Source organism: Kangiella sp. (assembly GCF_014762745.1).
Classification (GTDB): Bacteria; Pseudomonadota; Gammaproteobacteria; order Enterobacterales; family Kangiellaceae; genus Kangiella.
In genome coordinates this window covers 56,420-77,783 of record NZ_JABURJ010000091.1, presented here as the reverse complement: position 1 = coordinate 77,783, position 21,364 = coordinate 56,420, and the positions used below count along the sequence as shown (strand labels likewise).

Here is a 21,364-nt window from a genome sequence, read left to right as displayed (position 1 = left end):
CCTTCGAGAAGGCACCAGCAATTTGCCACTATTGATGTTTGATTGAATGTGAGCGCCATAAAAAGTAGACCAAAGGCAAAACGATCAGTGTTAATAACAGAGCGCTTAACATGCCGCCAACCATTGGGGTAGCAATACCACTCATTAGTTCTGAGCCGGTACCGCCACCTAGCATGATTGGGAGCAGGCCTAAAATAATGGACGCTGCAGTCATCATGATGGGGCGTACTCTTAATGAAGCTCCTTCGATAATGGCTTTCCTTAAATCGTTTCTATTGAACGAGCTATGAGTTGCCGTTAATTCTTTATAGGACTGATTAAGATAGACCAGCATAATGACGCCTATTTCTACCGCAACGCCAGCCAATGCGATGAATCCAACCCAGACGGCTACCGAGAAGTTTAAGCCCATCAGGTAGGTTAGCCATAAGCTTCCAACAATTGCCAGTGGTAAAGTGCCCATGATGATGATGACTTCTATTAAATTCCTGAAACTCAAGTACAGCAGGATCATGATAATAGCCACCGTCAGAGGTAACACATAACTGAGTTTTTCTTCCGCTCGTAGCATGTATTCATATTGTCCCGCCCAGTTCAGAGAATAGCCTGCGGGCAGCTCCAGTTGATCATTAACTGCTTTTTGTGCCTCTGCAACATAATGGCCAATGTCGACATTTTCGATATCCACAAATACTGTGCCGTTGATGCGGGCATTCTCACTTTTGATCGCGGGGGGGCCATCGAGGATTTTAATTTCAGCCACATCGCCCAGCGCTATTCGTTGTCCCGTTGGAGTGACTATGGGCAGTAAAGCCAGTTGTTCTGGTGAGTCACGGTACTCCTGTGGGTAGCGAAGATTAACTGGGTAACGCTCCAGTCCTTCAATGGTCTGTGTGATATTCATGCCGCCAACTGCGGTCGAGATTACCTGCTGAATAGTTTTGATGCTCAGGCCATAACGCGCGGCCTGTTCTCGTCGAATATCAATATCCAGATAGCGACCACCGGCTACGCGCTCAGAATAAACGGACGCAGTTCCAGGCACATTCTGCAAAATATCTTCCAGCTGCTTTCCGATGTTTTCAATGACTGCCAAATCTGGTCCTGCAATTTTTATGCCGACAGGAGTTTTAATACCTGTTGCCAGCATGTCGATTCGGGTTTTAATCGGCATTACCCAAGCGTTGGAAAGGCCCGGAATCTGTATTAAGTTTTCCAATTGTTGCTTGATTGATTTTGTGGTCACACCTTCGCGCCATTCACTTTTTGGTTTCAATTGAATGAAGGTTTCAATCATTGTTAGAGGTGCCGGATCGGTTGCCGTATCGGCACGCCCAATTTTTCCGAACACGGTTTTTACTTCAGGAACTGTCATGATCAACTTATCGGTCTGCTGCAAAATTTCGCGTGCTTCGCCAATTGATAATCCCGGATAGGTTGTCGGCATATACATGAGATCACCTTCATCCAGTTCAGGCATAAATTCACTGCCAATTTTCGTAGCTGGCCATAAGCCAACCAGCAACAATACTCCCATTGCAGTAAGTGTTGCCTTAGGATATTTCAAAATTCCGGTGAGTGCTGGCTTATAGATTTTTATCAAACTTCTATTGATCGGGTTTTTATCTTCAGGCTTGATTTTGCCGCGGACAAAATAGCCCATAAGCACCGGGATTAGTGTAATGGCTAATGCTGCAGATGCGGCCATGGCATAGGTTTTGGTAAATGCCAATGGAGAAAACATACGGCCTTCCTGCGCTTCCAGTGTGAAGACCGGTATAAAACTAGCTGTGATAATCAACAAACTGAAAAATAATGCAGGTCCAACTTCAGTTGCCGAACGACTGACAATTTCCCAACGCTGTTTACTGGTTAATGACCCATCCTCAGTTCTGGCTCGTTCAAGATGCTTGTGCATGTTTTCAATCATCACAATGGCACCATCAACCATGGTGCCGATAGCAATGGCGATGCCACCGAGTGACATAATATTAGCGTTCAACCCCTGCCAGTGCATGACGATGAAGGCTGCTAAAATACCAACCGGCAGACTAATGACAGCAACCAGTGAAGAGCGAACATGAAACAGGAATAGCATACAGACCAGGGCGACAATCAGCAGCTCCTCAGCAAGTTTTTGCCACAGGTTATCGACGGCTCGTTCGATTAAACCACTACGATCATAGACTGTCACCAGCTCAACGCCTTCGGGAAGACTGGATTGCAACTGTTCTAATTTATCCTTAACAGCATTAATGGTTTGCTGTGCATTTTCGCCATAACGCATAACGATAATGCCGCCAACTGTTTCACCTTGGCCGTTGAGCTCAGCAATGCCGCGTCGCATTTGTGGACCGACAGAAATGTCCGCAATATCACGGAGCAGCAGGGGAGTGCCCTGGCTGTTAACGCCAAGCGGAATATTAGCAATGTCTTGCTGGTTTTCCAGGTAGCCACTGGCACGAACCATATATTCGGCTTCTGCCATCTCGATAACAGAGGCTCCAACTTCCTGATTACTTTGTTGAATTGCGCGTTGAATCAGATCCAGTGGCAATGAATAGGCTCGCAACTTTTCAGGATCAACTTTGACCTGATATTGTTTAACCATGCCACCGACGGTGGCTACCTCAGAAACACCTTCAACCGTCTGTAGTTCATACTTTAAAAACCAATCCTGAATACTGCGTAACTGGCTGATATCATGCTGGCCGGTTTCATCCACTAACGCATAAAGATACACCCAGCCGACGCCAGTTGCGTCAGGCCCGAGTTGTGGCTTTGCCGTTTCTGGCAAACTCGGAGCCACCTGACTGAGATATTCCAATACCCTTGAACGCGCCCAGTAGAGGTCGGTATCTTCATCAAAGATAACATAGACGTAGGAGTCGCCAAAAAATGAAAAGCCGCGTACGGTTTGCGCGCCAGGTACAGATAACATTGCTGTAGTAAGCGGGTAGGTTACCTGGTCTTCAACAACCTGTGGTGCCTGACCGGGATAGCTGGTTTTTATAATCACCTGGACATCGGATAAATCAGGTATGGCATCAACCGGTGTTTTCTTTAATGAATAAATTCCGGCTCCGATTAGAATCAGGGTTGCCAATAACACAAACAGCCGGTTATGAATCGACCAACGGATAATAGCAGCGATCATTGCTCATCCTCCCGGCTTGAGCCGTGGTTCATACTGGAATGATCCATACTTGAATGATCCATTTTTGAATGATCTACAGGTTCTTCTTCCTGCTGCTTATCCGCTTGTTCTGGAATATGGATTTGTGTAATCAAGAAGCTACCGTCATCAAATTTGCTGATCTCAATATGAACTGTCATCCCTTGTTTGAGTTTACTCAAATCAAGATCGTCATGAGTATCAAGATCCATAGTCATGGCTGGCCACTTCCAAAGTTCAACCGGCCCATGACTGACATTCAACATATTATGGTGGGCCATAACACTATTAATGGTTGCTTCGACCCATGCCGATTCGGTTTCATCCTCCGCACTCATACGCTTAAAGTCAGAGCTTTTGCTCGACTCGGAATCGATTAAGAACTGGGCAGAAATTACGACCTTGTCATTTTCCTTAAGTCCTTCAGTTACTTCGATAAATTCATCACCAACTCTTCCCAGCTGAACTTCCACTGACTTAAACTTTCCTTCGTCTAGCGCAAGTACTACACGATTCTGCTTTTCAGTTCTGATCACTGCTTCCTTAGGCACCAATAGATTGCGTTGTTCTGAGTTGGCGCGAATAACAATCTGACTAAACATGTTTGGTTTTAATTTATGTTCAGGATTGTCGAAACGGATGCGGACTCTTAGCGTACGATTAGTGCTGTCCAATGAAGGATAAATATAGTCCACGTTTCCCTGCCATGATTGACCATTGAAATAATCGAGCGTCATGGTTACTGGTAAGCCTTTGCTGATCAGTCCCGCCTGACTTTCAAATACTTCTGCTTCAACCCAGACCTGATCAAGTGTGCCAATGGACATCATGGTTGTGCCCGGTTGAACAAAAAAGCCTTCACGAATACTCAATTGATCGATGACACCGTTTTGAGGTGCATAAAAAGTTACTGTCTGTTTAACCTGACGGTTTTTGTTTAACTCTTCAATCAATGTGTCGGGGATCTGTAGCGACTTCAAACGGTTTCGCGCAGCCTGAATAAGTTCACGGCTGTTGCGCTTTAGTGCCAACAGATATTCTTCCTGCGCGTTGACCAGTTGTGGAGAGTAAAGCTCATACAGAGGCTGATTTTTGATAACTGGCTCACCGGAGGCTTTAACATGTAATTGTTCTACCCAGCCTTCGACTCGTGGGTGAATATGGATCAGCTGGTCTTCGTCAAACTGGACATAGCCAACTGTTTTTATGGCTTGATTAATGGTGCCATATTTAACGGTGTCGGTACGTACCGCAATGTTGTTTTCTACGGTAGGCGAAATGCTGACTGTTCCCGGAGAGTCAGCTCCTTGCTCCTCTTCATAGACAGGCACAAGATCCATTCCCATCGGAGATTTTCCTGGTTTGTCGCGTTTATAGTTTGGGTCCATTGGAGCAACCCAATAGAGTGGTTCTTTGCCTTTTTCGCCAGCCTCACCCGTATCGCTCAGCCATAGCTTTACAGTAGTAACACCTACAATAGCACCAACTAATGCAGCGCCTGCGATTTTAATAAATGTTGGATTCTTCATAATGTCACCTTGAATTTATTGCTCAGCCTGAGTGAGTAAGTAATTGAGTTGAGCCACTGTTTTAAGATAGTTAATGTCTAGAGTCAGCGCTTCTATTTTGCTGTTTAGTTCTGCAATTCTTGCGCGCATTACATCAGTAAAGTCACCCCGGTCATTAGTGTATGCATTGAGGGTGGCTTCTGACTGTTGCTGCATTTCCCGTAACAGCCTGCTGCGGTAAAGCTGGCGCCTTTTGTCCAGTTCAGAAAGTTGACCATGGTAGTTTCGAACCTGGGCTAGCATGCTGCGTAATAACAGCCACTTGTCGGCTTTAACCGCTTCACGTTCCTTGATGGTGGCTGTTACCTCCTGATCCTGGCGCTGTTCGGTGAATAATGGCATATCAAAACTAACACCAACGGAGAAAAAGTCCGAACGGCTATTGCCCATAGGATCCTGGTCACGGTATCCATAGCTGGCGTTAAGACTCCATTGCGGTTTATAACTTTGTTCAGCCAATTCAATGCGCGTATTACTGGCTTTTACTTTTTGTTCGAAAGCTAATAACTGCGGGTGTCGGGAAATGTGCTGCACCAGCTGTTCGGTGTTATCGATGGTATGGTTATCGATTGTTTCACTCAGATCCAAGCTTGGCAATGAATCCGGTAATTGAATCGAACTTAACTCTCGTCCGCTTTGATGGTCGTAGGTTAGCCACTCGCCTAATTGAGCTTTATAAGTCACCAGTTGCTGACGGAGTTGGCTGAGCCTGTCATCAAGACGTGTTAATTCAAGCTGAGCACGAATAACATCCTGCTGTCGAGTCTGGCCGACTGCGCTGGAGTAGTTAAGGGATGTGGTTTCAACAAGTTGCTCAAATAGAGGCCGATCCTGCTCAATCAGCTTAATGGTTCGTTGGGTCAGGAAAATATCCAGCCACAATTGGCTGATTGCTGCCCTAACTTTGGCTTTTCGATCCTGACGTTGTAATGGAAACTCTTCGCTTAGCTGTTGCAGACGTTTTTCTGACAGGGCAAGCGTGTCGCCACGCGGCAATGATTGACTGACTCCCAGTTTGAGTTGAGTCATTGCCTCCTGCGAAAAATCAAAGCTATCAACCGGTAAATTAGCTACCGAAACGGACACCATCGGGTCGGGCAGGGTGGAAGCTGCTTTGCTTTGTGCCGTCACAACCTGTTGCCGGTATCGATTGCTCTGTAACCAGGGATCCTGTTCCTGGGCAACTTGAATCGCTCGTTCAAGAGTTAATGTTTGATTCTGGCCATAGAGCTGTGTCTCTTTCGCTGACGCCTGGTATAACGGAGAGATAGCAACTATAGCCGCCAAAACCGTTTTCGATAACAACGACTGAATAAATAATTTTCTTGATAGATAAAACATATCACTCCTCCAGCAGAGCGATGAATCAACAATGTTGATTTAAACTTTTGCTAATGAGTAGAGTGCTGGATAGGCAACACTAACTCAGTCTTGACTCCTGAGTATTGGATAAACGCAAACTCAAGACGGATCGAGGCTGTGTTAGTTCATAATGGGGGGACGATATAGGGAACTGGGAATTGTGACTATTGTCTGATCAGAATATAAATCAATAGATTGACTATATTGTGCTGACGGTGAATTGAAGTCTGGTTCAACGATAAAGGCAAGTGTTGAACAGGTAGTCATATCACAACTGCCGCCTTCATCACAACAATCCATTGACTGATTCATGGCTTGTTCCATTGAATGAGCCATATCAGCATGGTTCATCTTAGAGTGATCCATTTGATGGGCAGGCTGCTCATGCGAGTCCATACAAGACATATCAACCATAGCATTCGACTGGCCGATAAATGCCAGTAATGCCAATATGATGGTTAATGCATGTATGAATTTGTGCTGCACGGACTTACCTGTTAAGAATTACCTGTTAATAGTCATGAACCTCAATAGGATAGCTTATTTTAGCTAAAGTTCAAAGTTTGTGTTGATTCTTATATAACTCAGGACAGTATAGAACAATGGCTTAGCCATCATAGTTCAAGCTAGGCGCCAACCACTTTTCTGCGGTTTCCAAATCCCAGCCTTTACGATGAGCATAGTCATTGACTTGATCCTTTTCGATTTTGCCAACTCCAAAATAGCGAGACTCAGGATGTGCAAAATACCAGCCGGAAACCGCTGCAGTAGGGTACATCGCAAAGTGCTCGGTGATATTAAGTTCAATTTCGCTATCGGGTTTGAGCATGGCCCATAGAGTTCCTTTTTCAGTATGGTCAGGGCAGGCCGGGTAGCCGGGAGCGGGGCGGATGCCCTGATATTGCTCAGAAATCAGCTCTGAATTATTAAGGTTTTCATCAGGAGCATAGCCCCAATAGTCCTTGCGCACTAGCTCATGCATTCTCTCTGCGAAAGCTTCCGCCAATCGATCCGCCAGGGCTTTGAGCAATATGGCATTATAGTCATCGTGTTTTGCTTCGAAGGCTTTGACATGTTCATCAATACCAATACCGGAGGTTACTGCAAATCCGCCAATGTAATCTTTAAACCCAGTTTCTTTCGGGGCAATAAAATCGGACAGGCAGTAATTGAACTTGCCTTCTCGGGTTTGTTTTTGCTGGCGAAGATGGTGCAGTGTATGGACTAGTTCCTGCCGCGAGTCATCGGCATAGATTTCAATATCATCACCTTGAGCGTTTGCAGGGTAAAAGCCGATAACGGCGCGGGCGGTTAACCACTTTTCTTCGACAATAGTTTTTAACATGGCTTGTGCATCTGCATAAAGCTTACGTGCCGTTTCTCCGACAATTTCATCGTCAAGGATATTGGGAAACTTGCCAGCTAATTGCCAGGAACGGAAAAATGGCGTCCAATCAATGCGTGGCAGCAGATCTTCCAAAGGATAGTCACTAAACACTTTGGTGCCGAGAAAAGAAGGCTTGGTAATTTTTGTCTGAGACCAATCAATGTTTGCTGCAAATTGTCTGGCCTTCTCAAGGCTTACCAGGCTTGATTTCTTTTGCCGCTTTTCACGCTCTGTTCTGAGCTTGTGGTACTCGTCTTTGATTTCGCTGACAAACTCATCTTTGTGTTCGCCCAATAACTTATTCACCACACCGACTACGCGCGAAGCATCCATTACGTACATAGCAGGATGCTCATAATGAGGTTCGATTTTAACGGCGGTATGAATTTTCGAGGTGGTAGCGCCACCAATCAGTAAAGGTAAATTGAGCCCACGACGTTGCATTTCTTTGGCCACATGGACCATTTCTTCCAGCGAAGGGGTGATCAAACCGGATAGACCGACAATATCGCAGTTTTGCTCAATGGCAGTATCCAGAATTTTATCGCAGGGCACCATGACTCCCAAGTCAAAGACTTCGTAGCCATTACATTGCAGCACAACACCGACGATATTTTTGCCAATGTCATGCACATCGCCCTTAACGGTCGCGAGCACAATTTTGCCCTTTGGTTTATCAGCAAGCTTGAGTCGTTTCTTTTCTTCCTCCATGTAGGGGAACAGGTAGGCTACCGCTTTTTTCATCACTCGCGCAGACTTAACCACTTGCGGCAGGAACATTTGACCTGAGCCGAATAAATCACCGACCACATTCATGCCATCCATTAATGGCCCTTCAATAACATGCAAAGGACGTTCGGCCTGTTGGCGAGCTTCTTCAACGTCATCGTCAATAAATTCAGTAATACCTTTGACTAGTGAATGTTCCAGACGTTTATTAACCGGCCATTGTCGCCACTCTTGAGTTTCTTTTTCTTTAACTTCCTGACCTGAGCCGCGATATTGCTCTGCCAGATCGAGTAATTTTTCAGTCGCCTCGGCTGAGCGATTAAGCACTACGTCTTCAACCGCTTCTTTAAGGTCTTCCGGAATGGCGCTATAGACTTCAAGTTGACCAGCATTGACGATGCCCATGTCCATGCCTGCGTTGATCGCATGGTAAAGGAAAACTGCGTGAATGGCTTCGCGAACGGTATTATTACCACGGAAGGAAAAAGAAACATTGGACACACCGCCTGAAACGCGCGCGCCGGGTAAATTTTGCTTTATCCAGCGCGTGGCTTCGATAAAGTCCACCGCATAATTATTGTGTTCTTCAATGCCGGTAGCAATGGCGAAAATATTGGGGTCGAAAATAATGTCTTGCGGATCGAAGTTAAGTTTTTCGATAAGCAAGTTATAGGCACGTTGACAGATTGATGTTTTGCGCTCCAACGTATCGGCCTGGCCATCTTCATCAAAAGCCATGATAATAACCGCTGCACCGTAACGTTGAACCAGTTGCGCTTGTTCAAGAAACTGTGCTTCGCCTTCTTTTAATGAAATTGAATTAACAATGCCCTTGCCCTGGATGCACTGTAGGCCAGCCTCTATGATTTCCCACTTGGATGAATCAAGCATGACCGGCACGCGGCTGATGTCAGGCTCAGAAGCGATCAGATTCAGAAAACGCTGCATGGCCGCTTTAGAATCCAACATGCCTTCATCCATATTGATGTCGATAACCTGGGCACCATTCTCGACTTGCTCTAAGGCCACCTCAATAGCGGTTTCAAAATCATCTTCTTTTATCAGGCGCAGAAACTTGGCTGAGCCTGTAACATTGGTCCGCTCGCCAACATTAACGAACAGACTTGAATCGTCGAGGTTTAAAGCTTCTAAACCGGATAGTCGACATTTAGGATCTCGGTTGAATTCTGCTCTTGGTTTGGCACCTGCAATCATTTTATTAAATCGAGCGATGTGATCCGGAGTGGTACCACAACAGCCACCAATGATGTTAATGAAGCCTTTCTCAATCCATTCTGACATTTCGTTGGCCATGTCATCAGGCGTTTCATCGTAACCACCAAATTCATTAGGCAGGCCAGCATTAGGATGAGCTGAAACCGCAAACTCACTTATGCGGGATAACTCTTCAATGTAGGAGCGCAAATCTTTCGGACCTAAAGCACAGTTCAAGCCGACACTGACAGGATTGGCATGGCGAATAGAATTGTAGAAAGCTTCGGTAGTTTGGCCGGTTAAGGTTCTGCCGGATGCATCAGTAATGGTACCTGATAGCATAATGGGATAATCAATCTGGTGATCATCAAAGTATTTTTTTACTGCAAAAATGGCGGCTTTAGCGTTGAGAGTATCGAATACCGTTTCGATCAGAATGATATCTGCGCCACCTTGAATCAAGGCCTGCGTTGATTCGTAGTAGGCTTCGGCCAGTTCTTCAAAGTAGATATTGCGAAAGCCGGGATCATTAACGTCCGGTGAGATACTGCAAGTTCTGTTGGTCGGCCCAATGACGCCAGCCACAAAGCGCGGCTTATCGGGCGTGGAATATTGATCCGCAATAGCCCTGGCTAATCGTGCTGATTCCCGATTAATTTCTGCCGACAACTCCTGCATGCCATAGTCAGCCATTGCCACACGAGTCGCATTGAAGGTATTGGTTTCTATGATGTCAGAACCGGCTTCAAGGTAGGCCTTGTGAATATCCGAAATAATCTGCGGTTGGGTCAAGCTGAGCAGGTCGTTATTACCTTTAAGATCGCAGGACCAATCAGCAAAGCGTTCGCCGCGATAATCCTCTTCGCTTAACTGATACTGCTGAATCATGGTGCCCATTGCGCCATCAAGCAATAAAATACGGTGTTTTAAGACTTCTTCTAATTGTTGTTTCTTACTCATTCAACTCTCGACCTTGCTTTGCAACAGTATATAACTTCTAGCAATAAAAAAGACGTATAGACGTCCAAATAGATTTTGCTATAATAGCATCGCTTTTGCCAATCGTGAACCCTTAATATCGGAAGTTATGATGGTAAAGCGAGTTGAGGTTCATCCCCTGATCAGGTCTTCAAAGGTCAATTGACTGAGAAGATAATCGGGAAATCAGTTTAAATCTGATGCTGCCCCCGCAACGGTAATTGATAGCGCTACTTGATAGACCACTGAGTTGACTTTGCAAATGGAGAAAAACTTGGGAAGGTAAGTAGTCAGGGTCAATAGACCCCAAGGATCATAAGCCCGGAGACCGGCCTGAACAGTGTATCGCGCAGATCGGTGGGCTCTGCAAAAGATAGTAGATGCGCCTTGTGATTTTAATGCCCGCTCGTAATTTACGAGACTACAATGAGACACCCATTTAAATCGAGTTTAGTATCCCTTCTAATTCTGGGAGCTATATCCCAGCCCTCACTAAAGGCTGAAGAACAAAAAGTTGAAGAAGAGCAAGCTTCTGATCTTAACAAGATAGTGATTACAACCAGTCGTTTTGAAAGCGACACAGTTGAGCTTCCTAGCCATGTCACCCTTATTACTCAAGAGGAAATCGAGCGCATTGCTGCAACCGATCTCAGTCAGGTTTTGCGCCGAGTGCCGGGCTTGCAGGTTTCCTATACCAACGGTAAAACCAGTGTTTCAATGCGCGGCATATCTGCTGAGCAGTCAGGTAGCAACGTCCTGGTTCTGGTTGACGGACAGCGCCTGAATAAAACCGATCTTGCCTCTCCCGATATCGACACCATTAACATTATTAATATCGAACGCATCGAAGTGATTCAGGGTGCGGCCAGCAGTCTTTATGGAGATCAAGCCGTGGCTGGAGTGATCAATATCATTACCAAGTCAGGAACAGCCAAGTCCAGCACTATTCGTTATTCGCAAGGGAGTTTTCAGCACCGACAGGCAGCAGTCAATCTTGGGTTCCAGATTGATAATAGCTGGTCAGCTGTACTGTCTGGTCATAAAAAAAACACTGATAATTATCGCGACCATAATGAGCTGAAAAATAATCAGTTGGGTGCTGAGTTGCATTATCAGGACGGTAAGCAGCAATGGCGCTTTTCTTATCGCACACGTAATGAAACCCAGCAGACGCCCGGAGCGCTGCTTGAAAGCGACCTGCAAAATCCGCGTCAGTCACGTCCTGAATTTATCAATGATTATGTCAGTACCGATGAATATTTCAGTCGTATTTTTGGTCAGACAGAACTGAGCGAACATTGGCGGTTTGCGCTGGACCTCAATCATCAGGAAGCCGACATTGATAGCGTGAACAGTTTTGTGGATTTTGCTACCAGCAATGTTAATCAGACAGAGCGTAGCCAGAGCAGTATCTACCCGCGAGTTCAGGGCCGCTGGAATACAGAGCAGGGCGAGGTCAAGTGGATTACCGGAATTGATTACGATGAAGCAGAGTATGAATTTTCACTGCTTGCTCGTAAGAATGAACAAACGATGGAAAGTCTTTATAGCCAGTTATATTGGCCACTCTCGAAGCAGACCAGACTCGAGATAGCTGGTCGCGTGGCAGAGGTGGAAGATGATTTGATTGACGCCGCTTTATACCCTAGTGGCGTTGCTTTAAAGAATTCTGCAACGGCTTATGATCTAGGATTGAGTCATAAGCTTAGTGACTCGCTGGATGGTTTTATTCGCTACAGCAACAACTATCGTTTTGCTAAAGTTGATGAGCAGGCTTATACCTCAGAATCTGTGTTGGGTCTTGAGCCACAAAAAGGTCGCTCCATTGAAGCAGGCATCACCAGTCAGTTCGACTCAAGCTTATTACAGGCTTCTGTCTATCAGTTGAAGCTGGAAGATGAGATCTTTTTTGACCCTTCGGCGACACCGCCAGCTGGCGCCTTTTTTCCGGGAGCCAATGTCAATGGTGGTGAGTCAACTCGTCTCGGTTTGCTGCTGGATTATCGTCTGATTATTGATGAGGATGAGTTAGGTATCTCTTATCATTGGGTGAATGCAAAGCTCGATACTAGCGATACCACAGTTCCCAGTGTGGCAAAAAACACCTTAACCGGCTGGTATGACTGGCAACTTACTTCTGATCTGAGCTGGTACCTTGAAGCCTATTATCAAGGAGAACGCTATCAGGACGGTGATAGTACCAATTCCTTTGCCCAGCTCGACAGCTATACGTTATTAAACATCGCTCTTTATTGGCGATTCGACAATGCCCGACTGGGACTGAGAGTCGATAATTTACTGGATAAAGCGTATATTGATTACGCACAATTTAATGGTTATTACCCAGCAAAAGGGCGTGATTTTGTGCTGACTTTTGATCTGGTGTTTTAAGGAAATTTTGAATATGAGCAATCGATTAACTCGAATCACAACCGGGCAGGGCGACAAAGGAATGACACGCCTTGCTAATCAGCAGCATCTCAAAAAAAGTCATCCGCGTATTGAGGCAATTGGCACAGTAGATGAGCTGAATGCAGCGTTAGGTCTGTTAGTGGCATCAATCAAAAAGCCACAACATGAAGCCATCGTCAGTGCGATCAGAAATATTCAAAATCAACTGTTTAGCCTGGGTGGTGAGTTAGCCAGCCCACCGCAGGAGATGCTCAAACAATCGGATGTGGTGCAGCTTGAAGCCTGGGTCAAAACCTGGAATCAAAAGCTGCCACCCCTGAAGGAGTTTGTAATCCCCGGAGCATGCATAGCCTCTGCCCATGCCCACTTCGCACGCTGCGTAGCACGCCGCGCCGAGCGCCGTTTAGTAGCACTGGCCGAGAATAAAACCGTAACAGAGTTGAGCATCGTCTATCTCAATAGATTGTCAGATTTACTGTTTATTATCAGCCGCATGATTGCGCGCACCAACAACGACACAGAAGCCCAATGGCAACGATGAAGGAAACACAATGGAAAAGCTAAACCCAAAAACCTATACCTTGATTGCGCTGATTATCGCAGTTTCGCTATATCGCATCTTCCCACACCCGCATAACATTACTCCTGTGATGGCGCTGGCCTTATTTGCCGGAACTTACTTCGAAAAAAAATGGCTGGCCTTTGCCGTACCGTTGATTGCAATGTTTTTGGCTGATCTGTTTCTAGGCCTCCACAACACCATCATTTTCGTCTATGCAGCTATGGCTTTTGCCGTTGTCATTGGTTTTTACTTACACAATCGAGTCAGCAGTCTCAAAGTCATAGGCGCAACTATCGGTAGCTCGCTCGTCTTCTTCCTAATCAGCAACTTCGGCGTCTGGCTGGTTTCAGGCTACTACAGCAAAAGCTGGGCAGGACTTATCGAGTGCTACACCATGGCCTTGCCATTCCTACAACGCAGCATGATGGGTGATTTATTATTTAGTGGTGTCTTATTCCTAACTTATTGGCAGATTCAGAAACATTGGCTGAGGAAGAGGGAAGCCCAGATAGCTTAAATTTTGGACTTTAGGTAGGTTGGTGGTGCACCCAAGGGGCAGGCCCAGAGAAGCGAGTCATCAACCTACATTTCTTTGTGCCACATACAAAAACGCCCGCTAATGCGGGCGCTTTATGTATGGCGGTGAAGGAGGGATTCGAACCCTCGATACGCTGTTAACGTATACACACTTTCCAGGCGTGCTCCTTCAGCCACTCGGACACTTCACCGTAAACCTGTTTGTCAATTCTTATGGGGTGATGATTGTATCTTACTTACCCCGTCGCACTTATGCGTGCTCGTGACTCGAAGCTGTCGCTTCTCGCCCTTCGGGCCAGCGTCGTGTCACTCCGCTGTTCAAGTTACTGCGTAACTAGTCAGCGCTCGGACACTTCACCGTAAACCTGTTTGTCAATTCTTATGGGGTGATGATTGTATCTTACTTACCCCGTCGCACTTATGCGTGCTCGTGACTCGAAGCTGTCGCTTCTCGCCCTTCGGGCCAGCGTCGTGTCACTCCGCTGTTCAAGTTACTGCGTAACTAGTCAGCGCTCGGACACTTCACCGTAAACCTGTTTGTCAATTCTTATGGGGTGATGATTGTATCTTACTTACCCCGTCGCACTTATGCGTGCTCGTGACTCGAAGCTGTCGCTTCTCGCCCTTCGGGCCAGCGTCGTGTCACTCCGCTGTTCAAGTTACTGCGTAACTAGTCAGCACTCGGGCACTTCACCGTAAATTACTTAGACTGCCTAGCAATCTAGGCGGCGTAAGATATATGAATTGTCGTAAAAAGGCAATCCCTAAAGAAGTCGCCCATATTAGTGAGACTGTTTATGGGGGCTGTAGGGGTAAATCATGAATTGCCCGTACTTTACGAATTGTTGGGGGTTCGCTGGCCTGCCCCGAGTGCACCACCAATCTACTCAACAAAACAGTTATGTCAGAGAACTAATCTTTAGGACTCTGCAAATAGGCTTCTGTTGGCGATACCAGTATGTTTTCCATGGCTTCGCGGCCAAGCAGCATTTTGTAGCGCATCTTGTCGCGGTTGGCGAGGGTGATGTCGATATCCCAAGTTTGGTCACCAATGGTGATCGGGGTGCGTATCACGTAACGTGACTGGGTTTGGCCATTGGAGCTGGTGATTTTGCGGTAGTCGATCATTTCGGCTTCGCAGTTGAAGACTCGCTTGGGATGGCGGCGTAGAGGACAGGTTTTGAATGACACATAGGTGTTGCCGTCTTTCTCGAAGGTTTTGATGTCAAAGGCGTGCAGGCTAGAGGTTTTTGCTCCGGTATCGACTTTGACTTTGATGCTTGAAATGCCAAGTCCTGTCAACCTGGCTTTTTCTTTCCATCCAACTCGCATCTTGCTCATGCCGTTCTCCTCCAATTAACCTTTCCCTTTTGGCTTGTTCGGGCCTTTTAAAGAGTCTTTTTCAATGAACTGGATGATTGAGCCAGCAACGTCTTTACCGGTTGCTTTTTCAATGCCTTCCAGGCCAGGCGATGAGTTCACTTCAATGACAAGAGGACCATGCGCTGAACGAATCAGGTCTACACCAGCAACATCCAGTCCCATAACCTTCGCCGCACGAACGGCTAGTGCGCGCTCTTCTGGCTTGAGTTTGATGACCTGAGCACTGCCGCCGCGGTGGAGGTTGGAACGGAATTCTCCTTCTTTGGCACTGCGTTGCATGGCGGCAATCACTTTGTCGCCGACCACAAAACAGCGAATATCCGAACCACCGGCTTCTTTTATGAACTCTTGCACCAGGAAGTCAGCGTTAAGGCTACGGAAGGCGTTGATCAAACTTTCGGCGGCTTTATTGGTTTCTGCTAAGACCACACCATTGCCGTGGGTACTTTCGATAACTTTTACGATTAAAGGTGCACCGCCAACAGATTCAATCAATTCATCAGTTGCTTCTACCGAGTGAGCATAACTGGTGATAGGCATGCCAACGCCTTTACGAGCTAGTAATTGATGGGCACGAAGCTTATCGCGCGAACGCGTAATGGCGATCGATTCATTGACTGAGTAAACGCCACCCACCTCAAATTGACGCAATACGGCAGTACCGTAAGCAGTGACTGAGGCGCCAATGCGCGGAATCACGGCATCAAATTCCAGTTGGCGAACTTCGCCTTGAACTTTACTGTGAACCGTAGGGCGGTTAGAAGTGATGTTCATGAAGCACTTAAGCACATCCACAACTTGCGCTTCATGGCCGCGCTCCTCTGCCGCTTGAACCAATCTTTTGGTGGAATAGAGGCGTGGGTTACGCGATAAAATACCTATTTTCATGTGTCTTCCAGATAATGCTTTGAGAGTTATCAATAACTTGAATGGTCGACTGACCAGTTGCTCGCCAATATACCACAGATTCCCGCCAGGACTACACAACTAAATAGCTCCTTTCAATCTGCCATCGCTTTCATAAAACGTTCCTCAAATTGTGGCAAGAGTAATTTATGCCAATTGATTCATGTTTTGCTCGGCTGTCATCTTCTTGTCGATTTTCTGTCAAGTAAGAGTCACCGATCCGTCACATTGCTTTTCTATAGTTGCTGCAAGACGAAGGAGGGTGATTCTTTCAGTCGTTACTTAACCAAACCATGATTTATTAGAGATCATCATTAACCAAGACGATGGGGTACAGGATGAAAAACTTTACTAAGAAGTGTGGCCTGGCAGTTATGAGTACGTTAGCTGTCAGTTCATTACATGCAGCAGTGGTTCCAGATGCACAAAAAAACAGTAGCTGGTTCAATGAAGGGCAAACTGTCATTGAAAAGCAGCTAGCCTTAACACCGCAGACCAAGGCTAAAAACGTGATTCTATTTGTGGGTGATGGCCTGGGCGTTTCGACTATCACTGCTGGCCGTATTTTTGCTGGGCAAAAACTGGGTGGTACTGGTGAGGAACATCAGTTGTCTTTTGACAAGCTTCCCTACAGCGCTCAAGTTAAAACTTACAACACCAATCAACAAACGCCTGATTCGGCAGGCACTATGACGGCCATGATGACTGGGGTTAAAACTAAGGCTGGCGTCATAAATATTGCGCCAGATGCAGAGCGCGCCAATTGCGAAAGCTCATTGGGTTATGAATTAACTACCGCGCTGGAACTTGCGGAGGAAAAAGGTCTTTCAACAGGCGTTGTTTCTACTGCACGTATTACCCATGCAACGCCTGCTGCAACTTATGCCAAGGTGCCAGAGCGTAATTGGGAAAGTGACGATAGCTTGCCGGAAGAAGCTGTAGAAGCAGGCTGTAAAGACATCGCTTCACAATTGATTGAGCTCGAAGCTGGTGATGGCGTTGATGTGGCTTTTGGTGGTGGTCGTCGTCATTTCTTGCCGGAAGATTCGGTGGACAGTGAAGGTAAAAATGGTAAGCGTAAAGACGGACGTGACCTGACCGCTGAGTGGCAGGAGCGCTATCAAAATGAAGCAGTTGCCTACATTGAAAACTTAACGGAATTTGATGCATTGGACGTAGCAAATACGAGCAAAGTTTTAGGGCTTTTTAATTCTTCACATATGGAATATGAAGCTGATCGTCAAAACGATATTGGCGGTGAGCCTTCTCTGAGTGAAATGACAGGTAAGGCCATTGAGTTGTTGAGTAAAAACGACAATGGCTATTTCCTGATGGTTGAGTCAGGCCGAATTGACCATGCACACCATGCTGGAAATGCTTATCGTGCTTTGCAAGATACTGAGGAGTTCGCCAAAGCGGTTCAAGCGGCTGTTGAAAGCACTAATCCTGATGAAACGTTAATCCTGGTTACTGCAGATCATAGTCACGTATTTACCATCGCTGGCTACCCGCAACGTGGTAACCCGATTCTGGGCGTGGTCAAAAGTACTGATGCCAATGGGGCCCCAAAATCAGAGCCTAGTCTGGCAGCAGATGGCATGCCTTATACTACAGTAGGTTACACCAATGGTTTAGGCTTTGCCGACTATGGTCAGGGCGCCGGCGGTGACCAGCGTTATGGTGACGCAGCCTTAAATGGCCGTGTGGATTTAACCACCGTTGATACCACACAAAGCGGATTCCATCAGGAAGCATTGGTGCCTTTGGGTTCTGAAACACACGCTGGTGAAGACGTCACCATTCATGCTCAAGGCCCCGGTGCGCAATGGCTACAGGGCGTCATTGAGCAGAATGTTATTTTCCACCTTATCAATCAGGCTGCCGAACTTGGCGGTAATAAGTATCAGTAATTGCTACTAAAGCATTAAGAATCGAATTGAGGAATTTAAGATGAAACATACATTGAAATTATTACCTGTGCTGATGGCGACAGTTCTGCTAACGGCTTGCCCAAGTGATGACGATGATGAGACACCGCCGCCACCGCCAGAATCATCTGTCGACTGGACTAAAACTAATGCCTGGTTTGAAGCTGGGCAAAACACAGTTGCGGTTGCCAACGATACGGAAGTTAACCTAACTCGCGGTTCAGCGAAAAACGTTATCCTGTTTGTGGGTGACGGTATGGGCGTTTCAACTGTCACGGCAGCACGTATTCTTGCCGGTCAGATGGAAGGTCAAACTGGCGAAGAATATCAGCTCAGTTTTGATAAGTTTCCGGTGGCTGGTTTACTGAAAACCTACAACACCAATCAACAGACACCTGATTCAGCAGGAACCATGACCGCCATGATAAGTGGTGTTAAAACCAAAGCTGGTGTCATTGGTTTATCTGAAGATGCCTTGCGCGCCGATTGCGCATCAGGGCAAGGTAAGGAAATGATCACGGCCATTGAACTGGCTGAAATTGCCGGCAAATCTACAGGGGTTATTTCAACAGCTCGTATTACTCATGCCACGCCAGCAGCCACTTACGCCAAATCTGTTGAGCGCAATTGGGAAAGTGATGACGGTTTGTCCGAAGAAGCCAAAACCAATGGCTGTAAAGACATTGCTCAACAGCTTATCGACTTTAATTATGGTGACGGTATTGATGTGGTGCTTGGTGGTGGACGTCGTCACTTTATTCCTAACACACTGACCGACGAAGAAGGCAAAAATGGTAAGCGTCAGGACGGCCAAAACCTGATTGCCGAGTGGCAAAATAAGTACAGCAATGGTCAATATGTTTATGACCAATCTGGGTTCGATGCTGTAGATGCTACAGCTACGAATAAATTACTGGGCTTATTTAATGCTTCACACATGGAGTATGAAGCTGATCGCGAAAACGATGTTGCAGGCGAGCCTTCGCTAAGTGAAATGACCGAGAAGTCACTGCAGATCCTGTCGCAAAACGACAAGGGCTTTTTCTTGACGGTTGAGTCGGGTCGAGTCGATCACGCTCATCATGCCGGTAATGCGCACCGTGCATTACTGGACACAGTAGAGTTTGCCAAAGCAGTGCAGGTTGCAGTGGATTCGGTGGATTTAAGCGAAACATTGATTGTTGTGACTGCTGATCACAGCCATGTTTTGACTCTGGCAGGATATCCGACTCGCGGCAATCCAATTCTGGGTCTGGTAAAAACTAACGATAGTGCGGGCAACCCTGAGTCAGAACCGGTCTTGGCAGGCGACGATATGCCTTATACCACACTTGGTTATACCAATGGCTTAGGCTATGCCAATTACGGCGATGACTCTGTTGGAGACCAACGCTATAGCGAGCCACACAATGCAGGCCGTCATATTCATGTAGACGAAGATACTGAAGCATCAGGTTTCCATCAGGAAACGTTAGTGCCGTTGGGCTCTGAGACGCATGCTGGCGAAGATGTGGGTGTCTATGCGATTGGTCCGGGTGCGCAGTTGTTGCGCGGTGTGAATGAGCAAAGCATGGTCTTCCATGCGATAGATTTCGCTGCTGATTTAATCAATCAGGCTGAAGCCAACGCCGTTCAGTAATATTGTGAATGCTGCGCTCGGGTTACTGGGCGCAGTTTTTTTATTGAATATAAACGACTTGCAAGAGGTTCTTCATGAGCAAAATCGTAGCAAATACCTTTGCGATGATAGTCGGATTATTGGTTTTTCTGACACCGATTGGTCAATTATCTGCCACACCATCCAGCCAACAGGCAACTAAAGTTAGCTATGTTTTGGAGAACGATGGTCAATCGCCACAAATTATAACCATCTGGAAATCCTCACAATACCTGGCCATTAGTTTTGAGACGCAGGAAGTGATAGGCCTCTGGCAGAACTGGAATTCGAGCAATCCTACGTTTTTTCAGGTATATCCAAAAGATGGTTTTCGCATTGAGTTCTCGCGAATGGAAAGCCAGCAGCAGGCCAATTTGTTGAATCAATTAAAAAAATTAGTAGGGCAGCAACGATTGCTGGAAAAGATGGAGCTAGCGGGGGATGCAAAGCAGTTTCATCTGAGCGCTGTTGAGGAGGGGGCTGAGGTTGCAAAGACTCTTGATAGCTGGCAGCAGTTTGCAACTTATGATTATGCCGATATTGGCGACAATGAAGCCATTCCTGAACTGGCCCGCCTTATCCATCAAGGTTTTGTGCCAAATTTTTAAGATTTAGGGTTTATAATTTTTTTTAGTTGAGGGATAATGCGCCCGGCTCTGCTGGTCCCCTCGCAACGAAAGGTTGTGAATCCCGCCAGGCCCGGAAGGGAGCAACGGTAGCAGCTGTCTCGTGTGCCGAGGTGTGGCTAGCAGAGTCTTTAATTTCTAGTTCTTTTTTAAGTTGTAGAAATTGAAAAACCGCCAATCAGGCGGTTTTTTTGTTTTTGTATCTTAAATTACTTATCTTTCAGCTGGTGCATTCCCATCAGGGTCATTATTTGGATCAGTTATTGGGCTGATTACATTATGAAGTTTTTCTTCGTATTCTTTAATATTATACGTCTTACGAAGCTCAACAACTTTTGCAACGGCCTCTAAATCAGTAATCACGCCAGGATTGCTCGGATTGTCAGCGCTTCCGTTCCAATCATCGATAATGTCTTCATAAGCCTCATAATTTGACTCAAATCGCCAAACACACTTAGGGCTGCCTTCATAAGGAAGCCAGCCATCATTGTTCCCGTAATCGTTATATACTGCCTGGTTGCACGACTCTTCGTCAGCAAATGGACCTACAGACATATACTGATAATTAGTAATACCGTAGTTGTTGGTATAGGAAACAGCGGTATAAAAGTAGCCGCCACAGGTTACACAGCCTTGGCTGGCATTTGCTGAGTGACTGATACCTGCTGCTACCAGTAGTCCAGAAAGGATTGCTATTTTGTTTAATTTTTTCATGATGTACCTCAAAAATAGATTAGTGGGTTAAATGAGCTTTTCAGCTCAATCTTAATGAAGAATTCACCATAGTTGATGGTTTCCATTTTGTAGATCGAAACAGCAGGCAAAAGAGGGCAAGCTGGGAAGCTTTTGGTAAAAATGACCATTAACTTATTGATATTGATAGAGTTGATATCTTTTATTATTGTCACCGTACGATAGGTGAGGATTATTCTATTTTCT

General features: G+C 46.1%; 14 protein-coding genes, 1 tRNA gene, 1 other RNA gene and 1 riboswitch. Of the genes, 7 read left to right on the top strand and 9 right to left on the bottom strand.

The window, feature by feature from the left end:
- Window positions 1-28: 28 nt before the first annotated feature.
- The 5 genes from HUJ19_RS06700 to metH all read right to left on the bottom strand — a co-directional run bounded on the left by HUJ19_RS06700 (window position 29) and on the right by metH (window position 10,396).
- The gene (locus tag HUJ19_RS06700) at window positions 29-3,157 is read right to left on the bottom strand and encodes a CusA/CzcA family heavy metal efflux RND transporter (RefSeq protein WP_290622939.1); all 3,129 of its coding nucleotides are present in this window, start codon (window positions 3,155-3,157) and stop codon (window positions 29-31) included.
- A complete protein-coding gene (locus tag HUJ19_RS06695; RefSeq protein ID WP_290622938.1) occupies window positions 3,154-4,704 on the bottom strand; it encodes an efflux RND transporter periplasmic adaptor subunit in 1,551 nt (516 codons plus the stop codon). The genes HUJ19_RS06700 and HUJ19_RS06695 overlap by 4 nt, the downstream gene beginning before the upstream one ends.
- A 15-nt stretch (window positions 4,705-4,719) precedes the next feature.
- Window positions 4,720-6,084: a TolC family protein gene (locus HUJ19_RS06690; protein WP_290622937.1), complete on the bottom strand. Its 1,365-nt coding sequence runs from the start codon at window positions 6,082-6,084 to the stop codon at window positions 4,720-4,722.
- A gap of 141 nt (window positions 6,085-6,225) precedes the next feature.
- On the bottom strand, window positions 6,226-6,591 hold the full coding sequence (locus tag HUJ19_RS06685) for a hypothetical protein (protein ID WP_290622936.1): 366 nt from the start codon (window positions 6,589-6,591) through the stop codon (window positions 6,226-6,228).
- Window positions 6,592-6,712: 121 nt separating this feature from the next.
- Window positions 6,713-10,396 (bottom strand): methionine synthase, encoded by a 3,684-nt coding sequence (gene metH / locus HUJ19_RS06680; protein WP_290622935.1) that lies wholly within the window; start codon window positions 10,394-10,396, stop codon window positions 6,713-6,715.
- 146 nt (window positions 10,397-10,542) lie between these two features.
- Window positions 10,543-10,766: riboswitch (cobalamin riboswitch) on the top strand.
- A 74-nt stretch (window positions 10,767-10,840) separates the two neighbouring features.
- On the opposite strand from metH, the gene HUJ19_RS06675 reads away from it, so the two are divergent.
- Genes HUJ19_RS06675 through HUJ19_RS06665 form a run of 3 tightly spaced genes read left to right on the top strand, consistent with a single transcriptional unit; the run spans window position 10,841 to window position 13,905 of the window.
- Window positions 10,841-12,805, top strand: coding sequence for a TonB-dependent receptor (locus HUJ19_RS06675; RefSeq protein WP_290622934.1), 1,965 nt, complete (start codon window positions 10,841-10,843; stop codon window positions 12,803-12,805).
- A 13-nt stretch (window positions 12,806-12,818) separates the two neighbouring features.
- Window positions 12,819-13,367, top strand: a complete 549-nt coding sequence (locus HUJ19_RS06670; RefSeq protein ID WP_290622933.1) for a cob(I)yrinic acid a,c-diamide adenosyltransferase — start codon at window positions 12,819-12,821, stop codon at window positions 13,365-13,367.
- Window positions 13,368-13,377: 10 nt separating this feature from the next.
- The gene (locus tag HUJ19_RS06665) at window positions 13,378-13,905 is read left to right on the top strand and encodes a DUF6580 family putative transport protein (RefSeq protein WP_290622932.1); all 528 of its coding nucleotides are present in this window, start codon (window positions 13,378-13,380) and stop codon (window positions 13,903-13,905) included.
- Between the two features lie 120 nt (window positions 13,906-14,025).
- On the opposite strand, the gene HUJ19_RS06660 is transcribed toward HUJ19_RS06665, so the two are convergent.
- The 3 genes from HUJ19_RS06660 to rimK all read right to left on the bottom strand — a co-directional run bounded on the left by HUJ19_RS06660 (window position 14,026) and on the right by rimK (window position 16,196).
- Window positions 14,026-14,116: transfer RNA gene (locus HUJ19_RS06660), tRNA-Ser, on the bottom strand.
- A gap of 721 nt (window positions 14,117-14,837) precedes the next feature.
- A complete protein-coding gene (locus HUJ19_RS06655; protein WP_290622931.1) occupies window positions 14,838-15,266 on the bottom strand; it encodes an ATP-dependent zinc protease in 429 nt (142 codons plus the stop codon).
- 15 nt (window positions 15,267-15,281) lie between these two features.
- Window positions 15,282-16,196, bottom strand: a complete 915-nt coding sequence (gene rimK, locus HUJ19_RS06650; protein WP_290622930.1) for a 30S ribosomal protein S6--L-glutamate ligase — start codon at window positions 16,194-16,196, stop codon at window positions 15,282-15,284.
- A gap of 356 nt (window positions 16,197-16,552) precedes the next feature.
- Between rimK and HUJ19_RS06645 the strand changes: the two genes are divergently transcribed.
- From HUJ19_RS06645 to ffs, 4 genes are all read left to right on the top strand, one after another.
- Window positions 16,553-18,124, top strand: coding sequence for an alkaline phosphatase (locus HUJ19_RS06645; RefSeq protein ID WP_290622929.1), 1,572 nt, complete (start codon window positions 16,553-16,555; stop codon window positions 18,122-18,124).
- A gap of 40 nt (window positions 18,125-18,164) precedes the next feature.
- Window positions 18,165-19,781, top strand: a complete 1,617-nt coding sequence (locus HUJ19_RS06640) for an alkaline phosphatase (RefSeq protein ID WP_290622928.1) — start codon at window positions 18,165-18,167, stop codon at window positions 19,779-19,781.
- Between the two features lie 74 nt (window positions 19,782-19,855).
- Window positions 19,856-20,407 carry a hypothetical protein gene (locus tag HUJ19_RS06635; protein ID WP_290622927.1) on the top strand — a complete coding sequence of 184 codons (552 nt, stop codon included), beginning with the start codon at window positions 19,856-19,858 and terminating at the stop codon, window positions 20,405-20,407.
- Window positions 20,408-20,456: 49 nt separating this feature from the next.
- Window positions 20,457-20,553: signal recognition particle sRNA small type (ffs, locus tag HUJ19_RS06630), an RNA gene on the top strand.
- A gap of 85 nt (window positions 20,554-20,638) precedes the next feature.
- Here the strand turns inward: ffs and HUJ19_RS06625 are convergent.
- Entirely contained in the window at window positions 20,639-21,139 is a 501-nt protein-coding gene (locus HUJ19_RS06625) for a hypothetical protein (RefSeq protein ID WP_290622926.1), read from the bottom strand.
- Window positions 21,140-21,364 lie beyond the last annotated feature (225 nt).